Annotated in this window: 18 protein-coding genes; 8 read left to right on the forward strand and 10 right to left on the reverse strand. The window is 66.8% G+C overall.

The window, feature by feature from the left end; translation table 11 throughout:
* Nucleotides 1–20: 20 nt before the first annotated feature.
* From JIM95_RS08100 to JIM95_RS08110, 3 genes are all read right to left on the reverse strand, one after another.
* Nucleotides 21–557 carry a hypothetical protein gene (locus JIM95_RS08100; RefSeq protein WP_200259816.1) on the reverse strand — a complete coding sequence of 179 codons (537 nt, stop codon included), beginning with the start codon at nt 555–557 and terminating at the stop codon, nt 21–23.
* Nucleotides 558–592: 35 nt separating this feature from the next.
* The gene (gene greA, locus JIM95_RS08105) at nt 593–1,120 is read right to left on the reverse strand and encodes a transcription elongation factor GreA (RefSeq protein WP_200259819.1); all 528 of its coding nucleotides are present in this window, start codon (nt 1,118–1,120) and stop codon (nt 593–595) included.
* Between the two features lie 320 nt (nt 1,121–1,440).
* Nucleotides 1,441–1,899, reverse strand: a complete 459-nt coding sequence (locus JIM95_RS08110) for a DUF4307 domain-containing protein (RefSeq protein WP_248113501.1) — start codon at nt 1,897–1,899, stop codon at nt 1,441–1,443.
* Between the two features lie 216 nt (nt 1,900–2,115).
* Between JIM95_RS08110 and mca the strand changes: the two genes are divergently transcribed.
* The 4 genes from mca (at nt 2,116) to JIM95_RS08130 (ending at nt 4,698) form a co-directional block, all read left to right on the forward strand.
* Nucleotides 2,116–2,991 carry a mycothiol conjugate amidase Mca gene (mca, locus tag JIM95_RS08115; protein ID WP_200259826.1) on the forward strand — a complete coding sequence of 292 codons (876 nt, stop codon included), beginning with the start codon at nt 2,116–2,118 and terminating at the stop codon, nt 2,989–2,991.
* Nucleotides 2,992–3,273, forward strand: a complete 282-nt coding sequence (locus JIM95_RS08120) for a hypothetical protein (RefSeq protein ID WP_200259829.1) — start codon at nt 2,992–2,994, stop codon at nt 3,271–3,273. It abuts the gene before it with no gap.
* Between the two features lie 93 nt (nt 3,274–3,366).
* On the forward strand, nt 3,367–4,137 hold the full coding sequence (locus tag JIM95_RS08125) for an isoprenyl transferase (protein WP_200259834.1): 771 nt from the start codon (nt 3,367–3,369) through the stop codon (nt 4,135–4,137).
* A 24-nt stretch (nt 4,138–4,161) separates the two neighbouring features.
* Entirely contained in the window at nt 4,162–4,698 is a 537-nt protein-coding gene (locus tag JIM95_RS08130; RefSeq protein WP_200259837.1) for a flavodoxin domain-containing protein, read from the forward strand.
* 40 nt (nt 4,699–4,738) lie between these two features.
* Here the strand turns inward: JIM95_RS08130 and coaA are convergent, their stop codons facing one another.
* Nucleotides 4,739–5,665, reverse strand: a complete 927-nt coding sequence (gene coaA / locus JIM95_RS08135) for a type I pantothenate kinase (RefSeq protein WP_200259839.1) — start codon at nt 5,663–5,665, stop codon at nt 4,739–4,741.
* Between the two features lie 173 nt (nt 5,666–5,838).
* Here coaA and glyA point away from each other — a divergent pair, with 173 nt between their 5' ends.
* Nucleotides 5,839–7,149, forward strand: coding sequence for a serine hydroxymethyltransferase (gene glyA, locus JIM95_RS08140; protein WP_200259842.1), 1,311 nt, complete (start codon nt 5,839–5,841; stop codon nt 7,147–7,149).
* A 117-nt stretch (nt 7,150–7,266) separates the two neighbouring features.
* Here the strand turns inward: glyA and pcaD are convergent, their stop codons facing one another.
* From pcaD to JIM95_RS08165, 5 genes are all read right to left on the reverse strand, one after another.
* The gene (gene pcaD, locus JIM95_RS08145; protein ID WP_200259845.1) at nt 7,267–8,064 is read right to left on the reverse strand and encodes a 3-oxoadipate enol-lactonase; all 798 of its coding nucleotides are present in this window, start codon (nt 8,062–8,064) and stop codon (nt 7,267–7,269) included.
* 119 nt (nt 8,065–8,183) lie between these two features.
* Nucleotides 8,184–8,348, reverse strand: a complete 165-nt coding sequence (locus JIM95_RS08150; protein WP_200259848.1) for a hypothetical protein — start codon at nt 8,346–8,348, stop codon at nt 8,184–8,186.
* Nucleotides 8,349–8,406: 58 nt separating this feature from the next.
* Nucleotides 8,407–8,679 carry a metal-sensitive transcriptional regulator gene (locus JIM95_RS08155; RefSeq protein ID WP_200259851.1) on the reverse strand — a complete coding sequence of 91 codons (273 nt, stop codon included), beginning with the start codon at nt 8,677–8,679 and terminating at the stop codon, nt 8,407–8,409.
* Between the two features lie 51 nt (nt 8,680–8,730).
* On the reverse strand, nt 8,731–10,410 hold the full coding sequence (locus JIM95_RS08160; protein WP_200259854.1) for an FAD-dependent oxidoreductase: 1,680 nt from the start codon (nt 10,408–10,410) through the stop codon (nt 8,731–8,733).
* 2,529 nt (nt 10,411–12,939) lie between these two features.
* On the reverse strand, nt 12,940–13,347 hold the full coding sequence (locus JIM95_RS08165; RefSeq protein WP_200259857.1) for a DUF5997 family protein: 408 nt from the start codon (nt 13,345–13,347) through the stop codon (nt 12,940–12,942).
* A gap of 23 nt (nt 13,348–13,370) precedes the next feature.
* On the opposite strand from JIM95_RS08165, the gene JIM95_RS08170 reads away from it, so the two are divergent.
* The 3 genes from JIM95_RS08170 to JIM95_RS08180 all read left to right on the forward strand — a co-directional run bounded on the left by JIM95_RS08170 (nt 13,371) and on the right by JIM95_RS08180 (nt 15,710).
* Nucleotides 13,371–14,081, forward strand: coding sequence for a type 2 periplasmic-binding domain-containing protein (locus tag JIM95_RS08170; RefSeq protein WP_200259861.1), 711 nt, complete (start codon nt 13,371–13,373; stop codon nt 14,079–14,081).
* A gap of 147 nt (nt 14,082–14,228) precedes the next feature.
* Complete coding sequence (locus JIM95_RS08175) at nt 14,229–14,972, forward strand: LGFP repeat-containing protein (RefSeq protein ID WP_200259864.1); 744 nt, start codon at nt 14,229–14,231, stop codon at nt 14,970–14,972.
* Between the two features lie 207 nt (nt 14,973–15,179).
* A complete protein-coding gene (locus tag JIM95_RS08180) occupies nt 15,180–15,710 on the forward strand; it encodes a GNAT family N-acetyltransferase (RefSeq protein ID WP_200259867.1) in 531 nt (176 codons plus the stop codon).
* 99 nt (nt 15,711–15,809) lie between these two features.
* On the opposite strand, the gene JIM95_RS08185 is transcribed toward JIM95_RS08180, so the two are convergent.
* Nucleotides 15,810–17,366, reverse strand: a complete 1,557-nt coding sequence (locus JIM95_RS08185) for an MDR family MFS transporter (protein ID WP_234034705.1) — start codon at nt 17,364–17,366, stop codon at nt 15,810–15,812.
* Nucleotides 17,367–17,372 lie beyond the last annotated feature (6 nt).

Below are 17,372 nucleotides of genomic sequence, written 5' to 3' on the forward strand. Positions count from 1 at the left end.
TCGGAGAGGAGAAGCGGGCCCTAGAGGGCGATCGTCTCCCCATCGACGGTGATCTGGGTGAAGGCCGGACCCTGCGGTGTGTTGCGGGGCAGGCTCAGGACGACCTCGACGTCGGGGGTCGTCTCTTCCGTGCCGTCGACGCAGGTCGGATCACAGGTGTTCGTGATGCGGGTGGCGGTGCCGGTGGCCTGTTCCTCGGTCCACGTGAGCCAGACGATGTCGACGAGACGGTCGTCGTTGCCGGAGCACGCGAGGTTCAGGTTGGTGGGGCGCTGGGTGGGGGCGCTGACGCAGTTGATCACACCGGGGAGCGTCTCGGGATCCGTGGCGCTGCTCGTCGTGGTGGCGGTGGTGGAGCCGTGTGTCGTGGACTCACCGTGCTGCGCGCTGGTGGTGGGCATGGCCGTGGTCTCGTCCATCTCGATGCTGGCCGGCGCGTCCAGCTCCGTGGCGGTGACGACGCGTTCCTCGGTCGGGACCTGGTTGGGCGGCGAACACGCTGCGAGGGCCAGGGTTGCGGCGGCGACGGCCGCCAGGGTACGGGTACGGGTGGTCATGATCGTTTCCGGGCCTTTCTCTGTGGGGGGCTGGTCTACTGGCTCTGGGAACGCAGAGTCGCGTACTTCTCGGAGTTGTACGGCTCCGCGGAGACCACGGTGACGCTGATGACGCGACCGTTGGGGGCGGTGTACTCGCGGGTCTCACCCTCGCGGGCACCCAGTACGGCCTTGCCCAGCGGAGCCTGCTCCGAGTAGGTCTCGAGGTCCTTGTTGTCGCTGGCCGCCGCCCGGGTGCCGATCAGGAACGTCTCCTTCTGGGACTCGTCGCCGTCGTAGTAGACGTGCACGACGGACCCGACGTGAGCCACACCCTCCTCGACGGCGGCGCGCTCGGTGGTGGAGTTGGCCAGGATCTGGGAGATCTGCTGGATGCGGGCCTCCTCCTCGACCTGCATCTCGCGGGCGGCATCGTATCCCGCGTTCTCCTTGAGGTCGCCCTCCTCGCGGCGCTCGTTGATCTCCGCAGCGACCACCGGCCGGTGGGCGATGAGCTCGTTGAGCTCCGCCTCGAGCTTCTTCTTGGTTTCCGGGGTGATGTACTGCTTCTGATTGTCAGCCATGGTGTCGGTGCCTTCCCAGTCTTCGTCGTCGTGATCGGAGGATGGCGGGTGCACATCCTCCGATCGCCCCTGCGCCGATGGAGTCATCGGTACATGTGTCGTCGGCGCGGGATGTTCCCGGACAGCTGACAGTGCCCCGGGCCCGCACCGGTCAGACGCGGGAGCGTCCGGGGTGCGGCCCACGGGGCGTGACTGTGGGGCCTGCAGTGACCGCCCGATTCAACGGGATCCACTGTCCGGGAACAACGCCGGACACACGTGTGTCGTCAGGGCTGTTTCGCGATGGATTCTAACACACGGGCCGTTGCCGGGAGCCGGGTTCAGCGGGGCTCGGCCTCCGTGAGATACGCGGGTACCTTCTCATGGCATCCGTACACCTTCCCCGCGACGGGGAGGCCGCGCGTCGGGATCTCCACGGTGTAGCGCTCCGTCCGGTCGCCGCCCGGGGGAATGAGGAACTCCCGGCGCCCGACCTCGATCTTGTCGTAGTCCAGTGCCTGGATGATGCAGTAGCTCTCGGTGTCGGTGTTCTTCCGGGTGACGTCCACGAACATCCGCAGGGTCGACTCGTCGTCGGCGCGCTCGAACCCCGAGGTCGTCGCGTTGACGGTGGCGGCCGAGGTCTTCTGGAAGTACTGGACCGTGACCACGACCGCCGCGATGAGGAAGAGGACGGATCCGATCGCGATGAGACGGCCCGAGAGGTTTCCCCGGCTGCCGTCGGCGGTGACCGCGTAGCGGTCGGCCGGCAGTTGTTGGCGGGGGGACGGCTTCTCCACGGTGGCGGCCTTCCTGTCTGTCCGTGCGTCCGGTTCCGGTCGCGACCGGAACCGGTGCAGCCCGTCGGGGTGCACGGATTCCATGATAGACGTGTCCCGGGGCGGCGGTGCCGGGCGGTCCGGGGGTTGTCTAGGATGGTCCCGGGACAACGCCGACGTCGGGCGGGAACCGGCCCGACGCACCGCAGACAGCCGCGAAAGAAGGATGACAAGACTGTGAGTCAGCACCGCCTACTGGCCATCCACGCGCACCCGGATGACGAAGCGAGCAAGGGTGCCGCCACGCTCGCGCGGTACTCCGCCGAGGGCGCCGAGACCATGGTCGTCACCTGCACCGGCGGTGAGCGTGGATCGATCCTCAATCCGGCCATGAATCGTCCCGGGGTCCTCGAGAACATGGACCAGATCCGGAATGACGAGATGGCCGCCGCCGCCGAGGCGCTCGGGTGCCGGCACGCCTGGCTCGGGTACGTCGATTCCGGACTGCCCGAGGGCGACCCGCTTCCGCCGCTGCCCGAGGGGTGCTTCGCGCTCGCGGACACCGACCGCGTGGTGCGGGATCTCGTCCGAATCATCCGGGACTTCCGCCCACAGGTCATCGTCACCTACGACGAGAACGGCGGCTACCCGCACCCCGACCACCTGAAGGTCCACGAAGTGTCGATGGTCGCCTGGGACGCCGCCGGTGACCCGGACTACCACCCGGAGCTGGGGGAGCCGCATACCCCGCTGAAGCTGTACTACACCCACGGATTCATCCGGCAGCGGATGAAGCTGTTCCATGACGAACTCGTCGCCTCTGGCCGGCCCAGCCCGTTCGGCCCGATGCTCGAGCGCTGGAACAGTGACCGCGCGGACATCATGGCCCGGGTGACCACCCGGGTGCCGTGCGCGGACTACTTCGACCACCGGGACGACGCCCTCCGGGCGCACGCCACGCAGATCGACCCGGCCGGCATGTTCTTCGCCACCCCGGTTGATGTGCAGCGTAAGCTGTGGCCGACGGAAGAATTCGAACTTGCGCGGACCAGGGTGCGGACCACCCTGCCGGAGACGGATCTGTTCGCGGGTATCGGGACAGAGGAGAGTTAGATGGACATCCAGGGTGCCGCCGGTGTCATTCTCGCGCAGGCGGAGCGGTCGGGTCCGCTCGGCCCGGAGTTCGGCAAGGCTTCCCCGGTGGGGCTGTTCGTGCTGGTGCTCCTCGGTGCGATCGTGCTCTACATCGGGTGGGCGCTCAGTCGCCGTGTCCGCAGCATGGCCCGGCGCAGGGAGTTCGCTGAGGCGCACGGCATCGACCCCTTCGACCGGGAGGCGATCGACAGGGCCATGGCTGATGAAGGGTTGAAGACCCCGAAGCGCCTCTGGTTCTGATGAACCGCCCCGCAGCCGTGGAGTCGGCTGTGGAAGTCTCCCCATGCGTCACCCCGTGCCCCTCCCGGGGCGCCCGCGACTAGAATCGGTACCGTGAAACTCCTCCCGCAACTGCTCTACCCGGTCTACGAGAACCGGCTGCGCCGCGAGATCCGCGGTCGCCGGCGACCGAAGCACGTTGCGGTCATGTGCGACGGGAACCGACGGTGGGCCCGCGAGGCGGGCTTCGCCGATGTCAGCCACGGGCACCGTGTCGGGGCCCGGAAGATCGGGGAGATGGTCCGGTGGTGCGATGAGACCGGAGTGGAACTCGTCACCGTCTACCTGCTGTCCACCGAGAATCTCGGCCGCGCGGAGGATGAGCTGCAGCTGCTGTTCGACATCATCGGCGACGTCGTCGATGAACTCGCCGACCCGGAGACCAACTGCCGCGTCCGGCTCGTCGGGCATCTCGACCTCCTCCCCGAGGAGTTCGCCGAACGCTTGCGTGCGGCCGCCCGGAAGACCGGGGAACACACCGGGGTGACCGTCAACGTCGCGGTCGGCTACGGCGGCCGCCAGGAAATCGTCGACGCCGTCCGGGACCTCGTCGCCGAGAAGGCCGGTGAGGGGCTCAGCCCGGAGCAGATCGTCGGCGAGATCGGTGTCGACTCGATCTCCCGCCACCTCTACACCTCGGGACAGCCCGACCCCGATCTGGTCATCCGGACATCGGGGGAACAGCGTCTCTCCGGATTCCTGCTGTGGCAGGCCGCCTACTCCGAGATCTGGTTCACCGACACCTACTGGCCGGCGTTCCGCAGGATCGACTTCCTCCGGGCGCTCCGCTCCTACGCCTTCCGGAGCAGACGCTTCGGAAAATGACCCGCTTTCTGTGAGGACCCAACGATGAGCACGCCCGAGTTGACCGTCATCTTCGATTCCACCTACGGATCCACCGAGCAGTACGCCCGGAGTTTCGCTGAGCGTCTCGGGGTGATCCCGATCGCCCTCGGTGACGCCCCCTCCGCCGTCGGGCAGCTCCCGGGCACCGGACCTGTCGTCGTGTTCTCACCGAACTACGCCAACCAGATCAGCGGGGCAAAATGGCTGCGGGGCAATGATCTCGGCGGCCGCCCGACCGCACTGGCTGTCGTCGGCATGAGTGTGAGTACCTGGGTCCGTGAGCAGGACGTGGCGGCCAAGGCACTCGGCGACAATGCCGGGCGCGTCACCCGTTTCTACCTGCCGGGCAGGCTCATGCACTCTCAGCTCAGCAGGGTCCACAGGGGGGCACTGTGGTCGTTGAACCAGATGCTCCGCCGCAAGTCGAACCGCAACGAGAACGAGGAGGAGATCGTCCGTCAGTACGGGCGTGACATCGACCGTGTCGATGATGCGGAGCTCGGACCCGTGGAACAGTGGGTGCACCGCAACAGGGCGTGAACCGACCCGGAGGCTGATCCGCCCGCGTGGTTGACCCGGATCAGATCTTGCGCATCCGGACCCGCTGCACGAGGTGGTCACGTCCCTTCACGAGAACCAGTGACGCACGCACCCGGGTCGGCAGGATGTTCTCCACCAGGTTCGGCAGATTCACCGACTGCCAGATCTCCCGGGCCACCTGACGCGATTCCTCGTCGTCAAGCTCGGCGAAGTGTGCGAAATGCGAACCGGGCTTGCTGAACGATGTCGCGCGCAGGGCCATGAAACGGTGGATGAACCACTCCTCGATGTCGTCACTGTGCGCGTCGACGTAGACGGAGAAGTCGAACAGATCGCTGACCATCAGGGTCGGACCCGTCTGCAGGACGTTCAGCCCCTCCAGGATGAGGATGTCCGGCTGTCGGACCTCGACCATCTCGTCGGGAACCCGGTCGTAGAGTTCGTGCGAGTACACCGGTGCCCGGCACACCGGGCTGCCCGACTTCACGTCGGTGACGAAGCGCATCAGGGCACGCTGGTCGTAGCTCTCCGGGAATCCCTTCCTGGATGACAGGCCGCGGCGCTCCAGCTCGGCGGTGGGGTAGAGGAAACCGTCCGTCGTCACCAGATCAACCCGCGGATGGGACTCCCACCGTTGCAGCAGCACCTGCAGCAGACGTGCCGTCGTCGACTTGCCCACCGCGACGGAACCCGCGACACCGATGATGAACGGCACGTGCTCGGCCGGCTTGTCCACGAAGGTGGAGGTGGTGCTGATCAGTTTCCTCCGCGCCTTCACCCGGAGATGGATGAGACGGGACAGCGGCAGGTAGACGTCGGCGACCTCGTCGAGGTCGATGTTCTCACCGATACCGCGCAGCTGGACCACCTCGTCCGCCGTCAGAACCTGCGGCATCGACTTGCGCAGATGCCGCCACTCGGTCCGGTCGAAGTCCAGGTACGGGCTGATCTCCCGTGGGCGTGCCATGGGTCCATTGTGCACACCGGTGCCCCGCACACGGACACGGGGGCGGGTGCGCCCGTGGGCGGACCTCCCGATCCACAATCACGTCCGCGGGGGATAGACTTACGGGGCATTTGAATATTCCGGGGCGTGGTCTTGTCCCGGGAGGTGCTGACACGAAGGGAAACCGGGCACACATGACCGAATCCAGCTCCACCCCGAACGCCGACTCACGATGGCTTCCGCTGGCTGAACTCGACCCCGCCGTCGAGCAGGTCCTCCGCGACGAACTCGCACGTCAGCGGGACACCCTCGAGATGATCGCGTCCGAGAACTTCGTCCCGCGCGGAGTCCTGCAGGCACAGGGCTCCGTCCTGACGAACAAGTACGCGGAAGGCTACCCCGGGCGCCGGTACTACGGCGGCTGCGAGCACGTCGACGTCGTCGAGGACCTCGCCCGCGACCGGGCCAAGGAGGTCTTCGGCGCCGAGTTCGCGAACGTCCAGCCGCACTCCGGTGCGCAGGCGAACGCCGCCGTTCTCATGGCCCTGGCCAACCCCGGCGACAAGATCATGGGCCTCTCACTGGCCCACGGTGGCCACCTCACCCACGGCATGAAGCTCAACTTCTCCGGCAAGCTCTACGAGGTCGCCGCCTACGGTGTCGAGGAGGACACGTTCCGCATCGACATGGACCGCGTCCGCGAGCAGGCCATCAAGGAGAAGCCGCAGGTCCTCATCGCCGGCTGGTCCGCCTACCCGCGACACCAGGACTTCGCCGCGTTCCGTTCCATCGCCGATGAGGTCGGAGCGAAGCTCTGGGTCGACATGGCCCACTTCGCGGGTCTCGTCGCCGGTGGCGTGCACCCCTCCCCGGTGCCGCACGCCGACGTCGTGTCCACAACCGTCCACAAGACCCTGGGCGGCCCCCGTTCCGGCATGATCCTGGCGAAGCAGGAGTGGGCCAAGAAGCTCAACTCCTCCGTGTTCCCCGGACAGCAGGGCGGACCTCTCATGCACGTCGTGGCCGCGAAGGCCGTCGCCATGAAGATCGCCGGCTCCGAGGAGTTCGCCGCCCGCCAGCAGCGCACCCTCGATGGTGCCCGCATCCTCGCTGAGCGCCTCACCGGCTCCGACTGCGCCGCCGCGGGCGTCGACGTCCTCACCGGCGGCACCGACGTCCATCTCGTGCTCGCGGACCTCCGCAACAGTGAGCTCAACGGCCAGGAGGCCGAGGATCTGCTGCATCAGGTCGGCATCACCGTCAACCGCAACGCCGTGCCCTTCGACCCGCGCCCGCCGATGGTCACCTCCGGCCTGCGCATCGGTACCCCGGCGCTGGCCACCCGTGGCTTCGACGACGCCGCGTTCACCGAGGTCGCCGACATCATCGGCACCGCCCTGGCGAAAGGCAAGAACGCCGATGTCGACGCGCTGCGTGCCCGCACCGCGAAACTCGCCGAGTCCTACCCGCTGTACGAGGGCCTCGAAGAGTGGAAGATGCTCTGATCCCGCCCTCCGTTCCCGGGCCGGATGACTGATTCGGCCCGGACGTGAAAAACCGCCCGCCCCACCGCTTGTTCGGTGGGGCGGGCGGTTTCGTGTCCGGCTGTTGTCCGGGCGGGATCAGACCGCCGCTGTGAAGTGGTCGGCGAGCAGCTGGTTGACCACGGCCGCCTGCTCCACGTTGACGAGGTGGGCGGCCGGGCTCACGGACTCGAGGCGGGCGCCGGGGATCCCGTCGGCGAGGACGCGCACCACGTCCGGCGGGGTGGAGGGGTCGTCGGCGGCGGAGATGACCAGCGTCGGGGCGCTGATCTCACCCAGCCGGGGGCGGGAGTCGAACTCGGCGAGTGCCTCGCAGCACGCCGCGTAGCCCTCGTCCGGGCAGGAGGACACCATGGCCTCGTACTCCGCGAACGCCCCGGCCTCACCGAACGTCGGTGTGAACCAGTTGTGCGCGACGGTGTCCGCCAGGGCCTTCGTTCCCTCCGAACGCACGGTGGCGGCCTTGTCCCGCCACGTCTGCTCCTCGCCGAACTTCGCCGCAGTGGACACCAGGGTCAGGCTGGTCACCCGCTCGGGTGCGTCGAGCGCGATCTGCTGGGCGATCGCGCCGCCGAGGGAGAGACCCACGATGTGGGCGCGCCGGACCCGCAGGTTGTCGAGGGTCGCCAGCACGTCTGCCGCGAGAGCCGGCATCGAGTAGGGCCCGTCCGGCACCGGGGAGGCGCCGTGGCCGCGCAGGTCGACGGCGATCAACGGCCACTTCTCCGACAGCGGTCCGATCTGCTCCTCCCACATCGAACGGTCGGAGCCGAGGGATCCGATGAGGACCACGGGGATGGCGTCCGATGTCTCCCCGGTGAGCTTCACGTCGAGGCGGACGGTGGATCGCCCGGAGTTCGTGGTGTTCTCGGTCATGGCGCAATCATCCTTCCGCCACCGTCCCGGGAGTCGGGCGGCTGGGTCTCGTGGTAGTCCGAACACCGCCGAGTGTAGTGACGCGAGACGCTCCCGGGGGGGGGGGGAAGGGGCGGACGTCAGTGGCGTCCGAACAACCGGGAGAGGAATCCGGTCGCGGGTTCATCGGCGTGCCCCGGACACCGCTCCGATTTCGGGACGTTGCGCATGACCTGGTCGACGTGTTGGCCGCATCCGGCCCAGGTGGTTTTTCCGCATTTGCGGCAGGTGACTGCTCTGCACATTGTTTTCCTCCGTGTGGGGTTGGTTTGTCGTGGGGTGGTGTTTGTCGGGTGGTGCGGCTCAGGCGAGCATGAGGAACAGCTTCTCCAGCTCCTCGGGGGTGAGATCACCGTCCTCCCGGGAGTCCCCGTCCCGGATGCAGCCCTTCATCGCCCCGGAGATGATGGCGTATCCGGCGCGGTCCAGTGCGGAGCTCAGGGCCGCCAGCTGGGTGACGACGTCCCGGCAGGGTGCACCGGATTCGGCCGCCTCGATGACTGCGTTCAGTTGTCCGCGGGCGCGGCGCAGCCGGTTGAGGATGCGTTTCTTGTCCTCGGGTTGGAATTCGGTCATGGTGGTTCCCCTTCGTCTGATGGTGTCCGGTGGTCGTGGCTGCCGTGCGGGTCAGTTCCGACCGTGTTCGAGGACGGTGTTAGCACTGTGCCCCAGCCAGGCTTCGAGGGTGAGCATCCCTCCCGAGAGGGTCGCTGTGTCGAAGCCGTGCTGGGTCAGGAGCCGGTACGCGAGATAGGAGCGCACGCCGGAGGCGCACAGGATCCGCACGGGCCTTCCGTCCGCGGCGCCGCGGACCTCGTCGATGCGGTCGCGGAGTTCGGTGTGTGCGATGTTCAGCGCCCCGGGGATGCGCACGGCGTCGACCTCGGCCACGCCGCGGACGTCGAGGATCAGACAGTCGCGCCGAACCTCGGGCAGGTCCCGCGGGTACCAGAGCCGTACCGTGCCGTCGGTGACGTTCGCGGCGATCATGCCGAGCATGTTCACGGGGTCCTTGGCCGCGCCGTAGGGCGGGGAGTACGCGAGATCGAGGTCGATGAGGTCGGCGGCGGTCATGCGGGTGCGCAGTGCGGTGGCGAGGACGTCGATCCGCTTGTCGACGCCGTCCACCCCGTGTGCCTGCGCACCGAGGAGGGTGCCGTCCTCCGCGTGGATGTGCGCGAGGAGATGGACCTGCGTCGCGCCCGGGAAGTAGCCGGCGTGCTGCAGGGGGTGCAGGTGCACCGTGAAGTACGGTATCCCGGCCGCCTCGAGCGCCGAACGGTTGGCGCCGGTCATCGCGACGGTCGCCTCGCCGACCCGCACGATGGCGGTGTCCAGGGGCTGTGGTGTCCGGCGTGCGGTACCCGGACGGAGGATGTCGTCGGCGACCAGCCTGCCCGCGCGGTTCGCCGGACCGGCGAGAGCCACCGGGCGTCGGGACCCGGTGACGGGATCGGTGTCGGCGACGGCGTCACCGACGGCCCACACGTCGTCCAGGTTGGTGCGTCCGTGTTCGTCGACGATGATCGCCCCGCGCTCACAGGAGACCCCGGCTTTCTCGAACACGGTGGTGTCGGGGCGCACGCCGACCGACAGGACGATCAGGTCGGCGCGCAGCCGGGTGCCGTCGGAGAGGACCACGGTGTCCGCTTCGGCCCCGGTTTCTATCCGCTCCGCGGCGACCCCCGTCCGGACGGTGACGCCGGCGCGTTCGAGTTCCGCGGTCACCGGGCCGGCGATCTCCCGCTCCACCGGCGGGAGGATGTGGTCGGCGAGTTCCACCAGGTCCACCCGGAGCCCCGCCAACGCCAGCGCCTCGGCGGCCTCGACCCCGATGAAACCGGCGCCGAGGACGACCGCGTTCCGGGCACCCGAGGTCACCCGGTCCCGCAGGGCCGTCGCATCGTCCACTGTGCGCAGCGTGGAGACCCTGGGGGAGTCGAGTCCCGGAACGGGCGGGAGGAAGGGTTTCGCACCGGGCGCGAGCACCAGTGCGTCGTAGGAGATCCGGATGTTCCCGTCGGGCGTGTCGACGGAGAGGGTGCGGGCCGAGGCGTCGAGGCCGACGACATCGTGGTGGACGCGGACGTCGATGTCGAGGGCGTCGCGCAGTGACTCCGGGGCCTGGACGAGCAGAGCGCCCGGGTCGGTGATCTCCCCGCCCACGTAGTAGGGGAGTCCGCAGTTGGCGAAGGACGGGTGGGGGCCGCGTTCGAGGACGATGATCTCGGCGGATTCGTCCAGGCGACGGGCGCGGACGGCGCAGCTCATTCCCCCTGCGACACCCCCGACGATGACGAGTCTCATGGTGTGCTCCCGGTGGTCTCGGTGGTGGATGTCTCAGCACGGTGAATATACCCCCCGGGGTATATTCAAGACAAGAGGCTGACCCCCGTACCGCTGCTGCGGGAACTGTCGGGGCATCGCGATGAAGTGTCCCGTTGAGTACCGTGGCGCGGTGGATCATCTCCCGCAAACCTGTCGGAGCCCGGCGGTGACAGAAATATCCGTCACCACTGCATCGGTGTTGGGCTCCGCGCCGCGCCCTGATCCGACCGTCGTTTTTCGGGTCGGCAACCCCGATCCGGACCCCACGCCACCGGGGTCAACGCCGCCGAGAGGGATCCCGACCTTGATCGGATCACGGTCGGTGACACGGAACGGGTAGGTGAGAAGAACCCGACGACATCGAGGTTCCGCCTCGAGTGTTCGACACGGTGTCCTCGTCGGAGTTGATTTCCCGCACACCGGCACCCGTGGCTACCTCCACTCCGCACCGTTGGCCGGCACGGCCCGGGGAGATGGCCCTGTGCCGGAGGCTCGTCCCTGCATCGATGTGTCTTCCGTCATCGGTCGATCCGGTCATCCTCGACGCCCCGCACCACATCTCGCAGGGAACGGGAGTTGAGGCCCCCGATGATGGATCGGGTAGGGGGATGACTCATCCGGCCCGCTGGCCGGGAATTCGGGACAGGGGACTGGAGGCGTATGACCCTGGCGTCGTTTCCCGCCCGTCGCGGGAGTCCCCGTGCTCACCGGCGGTGGACCGCTCTGACCACCGGCACGCCGTGTTCCCCGACCACCGGCGCGACCTCGAGGTCCGGGGTCCGGTGCGGTGGTGTCCGGCGATGTCGCCGCGAATCCCGCACTGTGTACTGTCTCCCTGTGCTACCTGATCAACGACCTGACCGACCGTGTCCGGCAGGCGGTGCCGGCCGGTTGCCCCCTGGGGAGATGCCGGGCCAGTGCCCTGCGGGCCTTCCCGTCTCCGACCGCATCCGGGATTTGCCGCGTGCGTGTTTCCCGGTGCCTGTGGTGGTCGACAGTCTGAACAACCTTCCCCGGTGGCGGTGTCGGAGGTGCCGACACCGCCACGTCATCTCCCGTCGCCCCGGAAGTGGCGCCGTGCCATGCCGGTACATCTGCGACACCGGCCCACAGCCCCGACCGTTCGGCATCTCCTTCTGAGGCACCGGCAGAAGATACGTTCAATCCCTCACGTGGCGATCCGCTGTCCAGACGGACCGCCTTTTCCGATCAGTTCTGCTGGTGGACAGTCATTTTCTCTCAGCATCATCGACGACCGCTCTGATCGGTGTGCGGATCTCAGCTGGTCAGTTGTCGCAGGTGGTCTGGGGGCCGGTGGTCCACGGTGTCAGGGAGTGGTGTCTCCCACCACAGGAAACCGGTCGCTGATCCAGCTCCGTTGATGGAGGAAGCGCCATCGGCGTGACACCGGTGGGAGGCAACCGTGTTCGGGCGTTCCGTGAAGCTCCCGGTGGTCCACGGGCTGCCGGGTGGAGCATTGCCGGCGCCGCAACTATCACCCCGACTCCACAAGGATCTTCGGCTACTTCCGTAGACGCTCTTCCGTCGAGTGCCGATGGAGCCGAAATTAGCTGGACGTCAATAAGCTGTCGAGTTCCCCCGGAACTTCCCGCCGGCGGATGAGAGTATGCCGGATGTCCGCGACCACGTCGACCGGTGGTGTGTCGCAGTGCTGCGACCGGCCGGTCCGGGCCGGAATACCTCACTGGGCATGCTCTGACCTTCCGGTTGGTCCAGAACCGTGCACAGCTCGATTGTTGATGTCCTGCTCGCTCGCCGGGTCGACGTCCTCTTCATCGGTAGTCGTGGAGGATGAGCGAATCCACTCCCGTGGACAGGCACCTGTTGTGACGCCGTCGACGATCTGAGGGGCCGCTGGTTTCTCCATCGCCCACTTTTTTCGCCCCGCGGAATTCTGGACTTACGCCCGGGCACCCGGTACGCGCGTAGACGCGGGCCCCGGGGACCGGGCTACGGGTGGGCGGACGCGGCCACGAAAGTGGGGGAATACCCTGCCATCTCCCGTGTGCCCGTCCCCCGAAAGAGTGGAACCCCACGGCGAAGATCACATCTTAATGGGACACCCCACCGCGAGACACGGGGGCTGTCGACACCGTGACCGGCGTCGGCGATGCAGTCCTCATCCCGCCAATGCCCGGATCCTCCGACCCTACGGCGGGTATGGCCCACGCCGGGGTTCACTGCACATCCTCACGGCATGGCGGTACCGGCGACCTTCGGACGGAAACATACGGTTGCCCGAGGAAACACCCGGGAAGTGGGACCCCGTAGCCGCTGTGCTCATCCCCCGGGGCGAGGCACCCGGGCATCACCCGAATGCCGGAGCGGTGTGGTGACCTGTTCAGCAAAAACAAGCCAAACCAGTGGAGCGGGACCGTGCCGGAGATCGGCCACCTGTTTCTCGTGCGGTACGGTCCCGACGCTTCTTCGTCGACCCACCGTGGGTTCTTTTCCCGCGGCTGTCCGCAGCTGCCGCGGAAACGGGTGCTAACCCTCTTCCGGGGTTCCCTCGTCCGCGGTGGTGGCTTCGCGGGCGGCTGCGGCAGCACGCTCCTCGGCGAGTGTGGTCCTGGCCTTTCGCAGCCATTCCGGCTGATCGGCGAGAAGGTCCTTGATCTCCGCGGTGGTCAGCGGCCGGTCCATGTCGTTTCGTTTGAGTGCGGCGACTGTGACCCCCAGCTTCCGGGCGACCTCCGGGCGGGGATGGGGGCCGGTGGCCCGGAGATCCGTCAACCACTGCGGGGGATTGTGCTGCAGTTCAGAGAACTCCGCGTGGGTCAGCGCGTTGCGCTGGAACTCCTCGGGTGCCGCAGGCAGGTAGATGCCCAGTTTCTTGGCGGCGGTGAGCGGTTTCATCGCGGTGCTCGACGGCGGGCGTACTTCAGAGTCTGTCATTGTCTCACGGTAACATTCCGTGCATGAATCCCCGTAGCTCCGAGCGTGCTCTGTCCATCAGTTTCGTCACGGGTACGGCACCCGGGAAGTGGTTCGACCGGTTCGCGGAACGGACCGGCCACCGGGAACCGGTGACCGGGGAAAGCCACGATCCGATGGCGGAGCTCATCGGTGGTCGGGTGGATCTGGCGCTCGTCCGGTTACCGGATCCCCGGATAGATGACACCCACCACCTCGTGCGTCTCTACGAGGAGGAACCCGGTATCGCGGTCCCCAAGGACAGCGAACTCACCCTGCTGGACACGCTCGGCAGGGATGAGATCTCGGATCAGACGGTTTTCCACCGCCCGGATGCCGACGGAATCGTCGACGTCCGGGCGGTGGGGGAGGCGGTGGGCGTCGTCGCGACAGGTGTCGGTGTGGTCCTCGCTCCGCGGCCACTGCTGAGGCGGCTGGGCTCCCGACGCACCGAGAACCGCGGTTACCGCGACGGATGTCCGACGACGATCGCTCTGGTGTGGCGGGTGGTCGACGACTGCGACGCGATCCAGGATTTCGTGGGCATCGCGAGGGGCAGGACAGGGGCCAGCTCCAGAACCACTCAACCGAAGCGGACCGCGTCGGAGAAGGCTTCCGCGAAGAAGGCGCGCCGGACGGCTGCGGGGGAGAAGTTCCGCAGCAAGGCGTCCGGCCGTGGAGCGGGAAGATCCTCCCGTGGACGGAGGCGGAAGTGAGGATGTCACCTGGATGTCCGAACCTGAGGAGGTGGGATCGCATACGGTAGGCGGTGGCGGTCCTAGTGTATCAGGATTGGCATCCTCTCATGGGTGTCATAGTATGTAGTTGTACTGTCCATCCCATATGCTTAGGATTTATTTTAAATGACAAAAAAGACCCGTGCCCGCGTTCTAGCCGGTGTTGCTGCACTGAGCCTCTCCTTCAGTGCGGTCGCCTGCTCGCAGGACGCCAAGAATGACATGGATTCGGCAGCTGACAAGGTTTCGGAAGCCGCCTCCGACGCCAAGGATGCCGCGAAGGACGGTGCCGACAAGGCCAAGGACGGCGCCGAGGATGCCGCTCGCGACGCCAAGGATGCCGCGAAGGATGGCGCCGACAAGGCCAAGGACGGCGCCGAGGATGCCGCTCGCGACGCCAAGGATGCCGCGAAGGACGGTGCCGACAAGGCCAAGGACGGCGCCGAGGATGCCGCTCGCGACGCCAAGGACGCCAAGGATGACGTCGAGCACAAGACGGAGGTCACTGACGCCTCAGGCAAGGAGATCGCCGTCCCGACCCCGATCGTCGAGATGTACGAGTCCATGGGTGGTACGGCCGGTCACCTCGGTAAGCTGACCGACCTCAAGGAGAAGCACGGCCGCTATCTCGCGGCATTCAACAAGGGCTACTACATCGCCTACTCCAAGGAAACCGGCGCTCAGCGTCTGAACGGCAAGATCGCCGAGACCTGGATGGCCGAGGGGGGACTCGAGTCTGACCTGGGTATGCCCACCGCGTACGAGGTTGAGCGCCAGGACGGCAACGGATGGACCCAGAACTTCCAGCACGGCGACATCATCTGGTCCCAGACCGACGGTACCTGGGGTCCCACGATCGAGAAGAACTAATCCGGTGAATCCGTTCCCCTCCCTAGCCTGACGATCAGGTGAGGAGCTGATGAGAAAAACCCCGGCAGTCCCCGGGGTTTTTCTCATTTCCGGACCGGTGGCCCCACCGGTGGCACAGGAAAAGGCGCTCGGGGAGAAGGTGCTGGTCAGATGCTTCCCGGAACTCTCAGGTTGCTGTGTGGCATCGAGCACAATATCCTTCCGTTCATGTCTGAACGCGATTTCATCATCCGACCGCTGACCGAGGACGACTACGGTCAGGTCCGGCACATCTACGAGCGCGGCCTCGACACCGGACATGCGAGCTATGAACGTCACGCGTTGACGTGGGAGGAGTTCAACGGACGGAAGATCATGGAATGTGCTTTCGTCGCGGTTGAACGGTCCGACAACGAGACTGTTCTGGGCTGGGTGTCGGCGGCGCCGATCTCGCAGCGTGAGGTCTTCCACGGGGTCGTCGAGGACTCGATCTACATCGATCCCAGGGCCCAGGGCCGTGGCGTGGCCGGTGCACTGCTGGACACCCTCATCGAGAAGTGCATCGAACTGGAGAAGTGGGCCATCCACTCGTGGATCTTCCCGGAGAACACCGGATCGACGAAGCTCCACCAGTCCCGTGGCTTCGAGAAGGCGGGCATCCTGAGCCACCTCGCCAAGATGCCCTACGGGGAGCTCGCCGGGCAATGGCGCGACACCGTCATCTGGGAGAAGCTCCTGCCCAAGCCCGAGACGTTCTGATCTGCGGAGCTTCCGGTCCGGCTCGGCACACGGACGTGGACGTCCACCCGATTGAGGTGGGGACGTCCACGTCTTTCGTCTGTCACCCGGAGTGGTCCACTAGCTCACGGTTTCCTTCAGCCGCTCCTCGTGGACGAAGAACAGAACCACCGCAGAGAGGATGGCGAGAGGTGCGAGAAGCGCGAACACGGGGGTGAGCGCGTCGCTGTAGGCCGCGTCGATGGCGATACGGACCGGGGTCGGCAGTGACTGCACCAGCCCGGGGGTGAGGTTGGCGCCGTGTCCCGAGATCCTCGCACCGGTCTCCGCAGCGCCCTCGCCGAGTTGCGACAGGGCCGCCGGGAGACGGTCGTTGAGCAGACCGGACAGGTTGCTGACGAAGATCCCGCCGACCAGGGCGGAGCCGGCGGCGCCGCCGATCTGTCTGAAGAAGTTGTTCGCTGCGGTCGCGGTTCCCACCACCGCGATCGGAAAGGAATTCTGGACGATCAGGACGAGGATCTGCATCGCACAACCGAGTCCGAACCCGAGCACGAACAGGTAGCCGCCGACCTCGGGGAGCGAGGAATCGTGGGAGAGGCCGGACAACAACCACAGTGCGAGTCCGGTGACCGCCATTCCGACGACCGGATAGATCCGGTATCGGCCGGTTCGGGTGACCAGCGCACCCACCACCACTGATGTACCCATGAGCCCGATCATCATCGGCACCATCATCAGACCGGCCTCGGTCGGACTCATGGAGTGCACCATCTGCAGGTAGGTCGGCATGTACGCCAGGGATCCGAACATGAAGATCCCCGCGATGAGACCGGCGGCGGTGGTCAGCCGGAAATTGTGGTTGCTGAACAGCCACATGGGGACGAGTGGATCCGGGGCTCTCCGCTCCACGATGATGAAGAGAACGGAGAACACCACTGCGGCCGTGATCAGTCCCAGGATGGCGGGGGAGGTCCAGTCGTACTCCCTGCCTCCCCAGGTGACGGTGAGGATGAAGCTCGTCGTGGCCAGTGCCATCGTCGCCATCCCGGCCCAGTCGAGTTTTCCGCCCTGCGCGTGGTTCGGCAGAGTGAGGAACAGTGCGATACCCACGAGCGTCAGGGCGCCCATCGGTATGTTCAACCAGAGGCCCCAGCGCCAGCCGGGGCCGTCGGTGAACCAGCCACCGAGGACCGGGCCGAGGACGGACGACAGTCCGAAAATCGATCCCATGATACCCATGTATTTTCCACGCTGTCGGGCGGAGACGACATCGGCGGTGATCGCCTGGGAGAGGATCATGAGTCCGCCACCGGCGACCCCCTGGATCGCCCGGGCCAGGATGAGAACATCCATCGAGCCCGCGAATCCACCCAGCGCGGAGCCGGCCATGAACAGACACACCGCGAACATGAACAGGTACTTCCGGCCGAACTGGTCACCCAGTTTCCCGAAGATCGGGAGCGAGATCGTCTGCCCGAGCAGGAATGCGGTGATGACCCACGTCATGTGCTCGACACCGCCCAGTTCGCCGACGATCGTCGGCAGGGCCGCGGAGAAGATCATCTGGCCGAGGGCGCTCATCAGCATGGCCAGGATCAGCGCGGTGAAGATCAGCGGCAGTCGGGGCTGTTCCGCACGGGTGGAGGGTGAGGTCTCCGGTGTGGTTGTGGTCAGTGCGCG

Source organism: Corynebacterium antarcticum (assembly GCF_016595285.2).
Lineage (GTDB): Bacteria > Actinomycetota > Actinomycetes > Mycobacteriales > Mycobacteriaceae > Corynebacterium > Corynebacterium antarcticum.

What these genes read in the sequence shown, in the direction of transcription:
- JIM95_RS08100 (WP_200259816.1), bottom strand. Translation starts at nt 557, where the DNA reads ATGACCACCCGTACCCGTACCCTGGCGGCCGTCGCCGCCGCAACCCTG.
- greA (WP_200259819.1), bottom strand. Translation starts at nt 1,120, where the DNA reads ATGGCTGACAATCAGAAGCAGTACATCACCCCGGAAACCAAGAAGAAG.
- JIM95_RS08120 (WP_200259829.1), top strand. Translation starts at nt 2,992, where the DNA reads ATGGACATCCAGGGTGCCGCCGGTGTCATTCTCGCGCAGGCGGAGCGG.
- JIM95_RS08130 (WP_200259837.1), top strand. Translation starts at nt 4,162, where the DNA reads ATGAGCACGCCCGAGTTGACCGTCATCTTCGATTCCACCTACGGATCC.
- coaA (WP_200259839.1), bottom strand. Translation starts at nt 5,665, where the DNA reads ATGGCACGCCCACGGGAGATCAGCCCGTACCTGGACTTCGACCGGACC.
- glyA (WP_200259842.1), top strand. Translation starts at nt 5,839, where the DNA reads ATGACCGAATCCAGCTCCACCCCGAACGCCGACTCACGATGGCTTCCG.
- pcaD (WP_200259845.1), bottom strand. Translation starts at nt 8,064, where the DNA reads ATGACCGAGAACACCACGAACTCCGGGCGATCCACCGTCCGCCTCGAC.
- JIM95_RS08150 (WP_200259848.1), bottom strand. Translation starts at nt 8,348, where the DNA reads ATGTGCAGAGCAGTCACCTGCCGCAAATGCGGAAAAACCACCTGGGCC.
- JIM95_RS08155 (WP_200259851.1), bottom strand. Translation starts at nt 8,679, where the DNA reads ATGACCGAATTCCAACCCGAGGACAAGAAACGCATCCTCAACCGGCTG.
- JIM95_RS08160 (WP_200259854.1), bottom strand. Translation starts at nt 10,410, where the DNA reads ATGAGACTCGTCATCGTCGGGGGTGTCGCAGGGGGAATGAGCTGCGCC.
- JIM95_RS08165 (WP_200259857.1), bottom strand. Translation starts at nt 13,347, where the DNA reads ATGACAGACTCTGAAGTACGCCCGCCGTCGAGCACCGCGATGAAACCG.
- JIM95_RS08170 (WP_200259861.1), top strand. Translation starts at nt 13,371, where the DNA reads ATGAATCCCCGTAGCTCCGAGCGTGCTCTGTCCATCAGTTTCGTCACG.
- JIM95_RS08175 (WP_200259864.1), top strand. Translation starts at nt 14,229, where the DNA reads ATGACAAAAAAGACCCGTGCCCGCGTTCTAGCCGGTGTTGCTGCACTG.
- JIM95_RS08180 (WP_200259867.1), top strand. Translation starts at nt 15,180, where the DNA reads ATGTCTGAACGCGATTTCATCATCCGACCGCTGACCGAGGACGACTAC.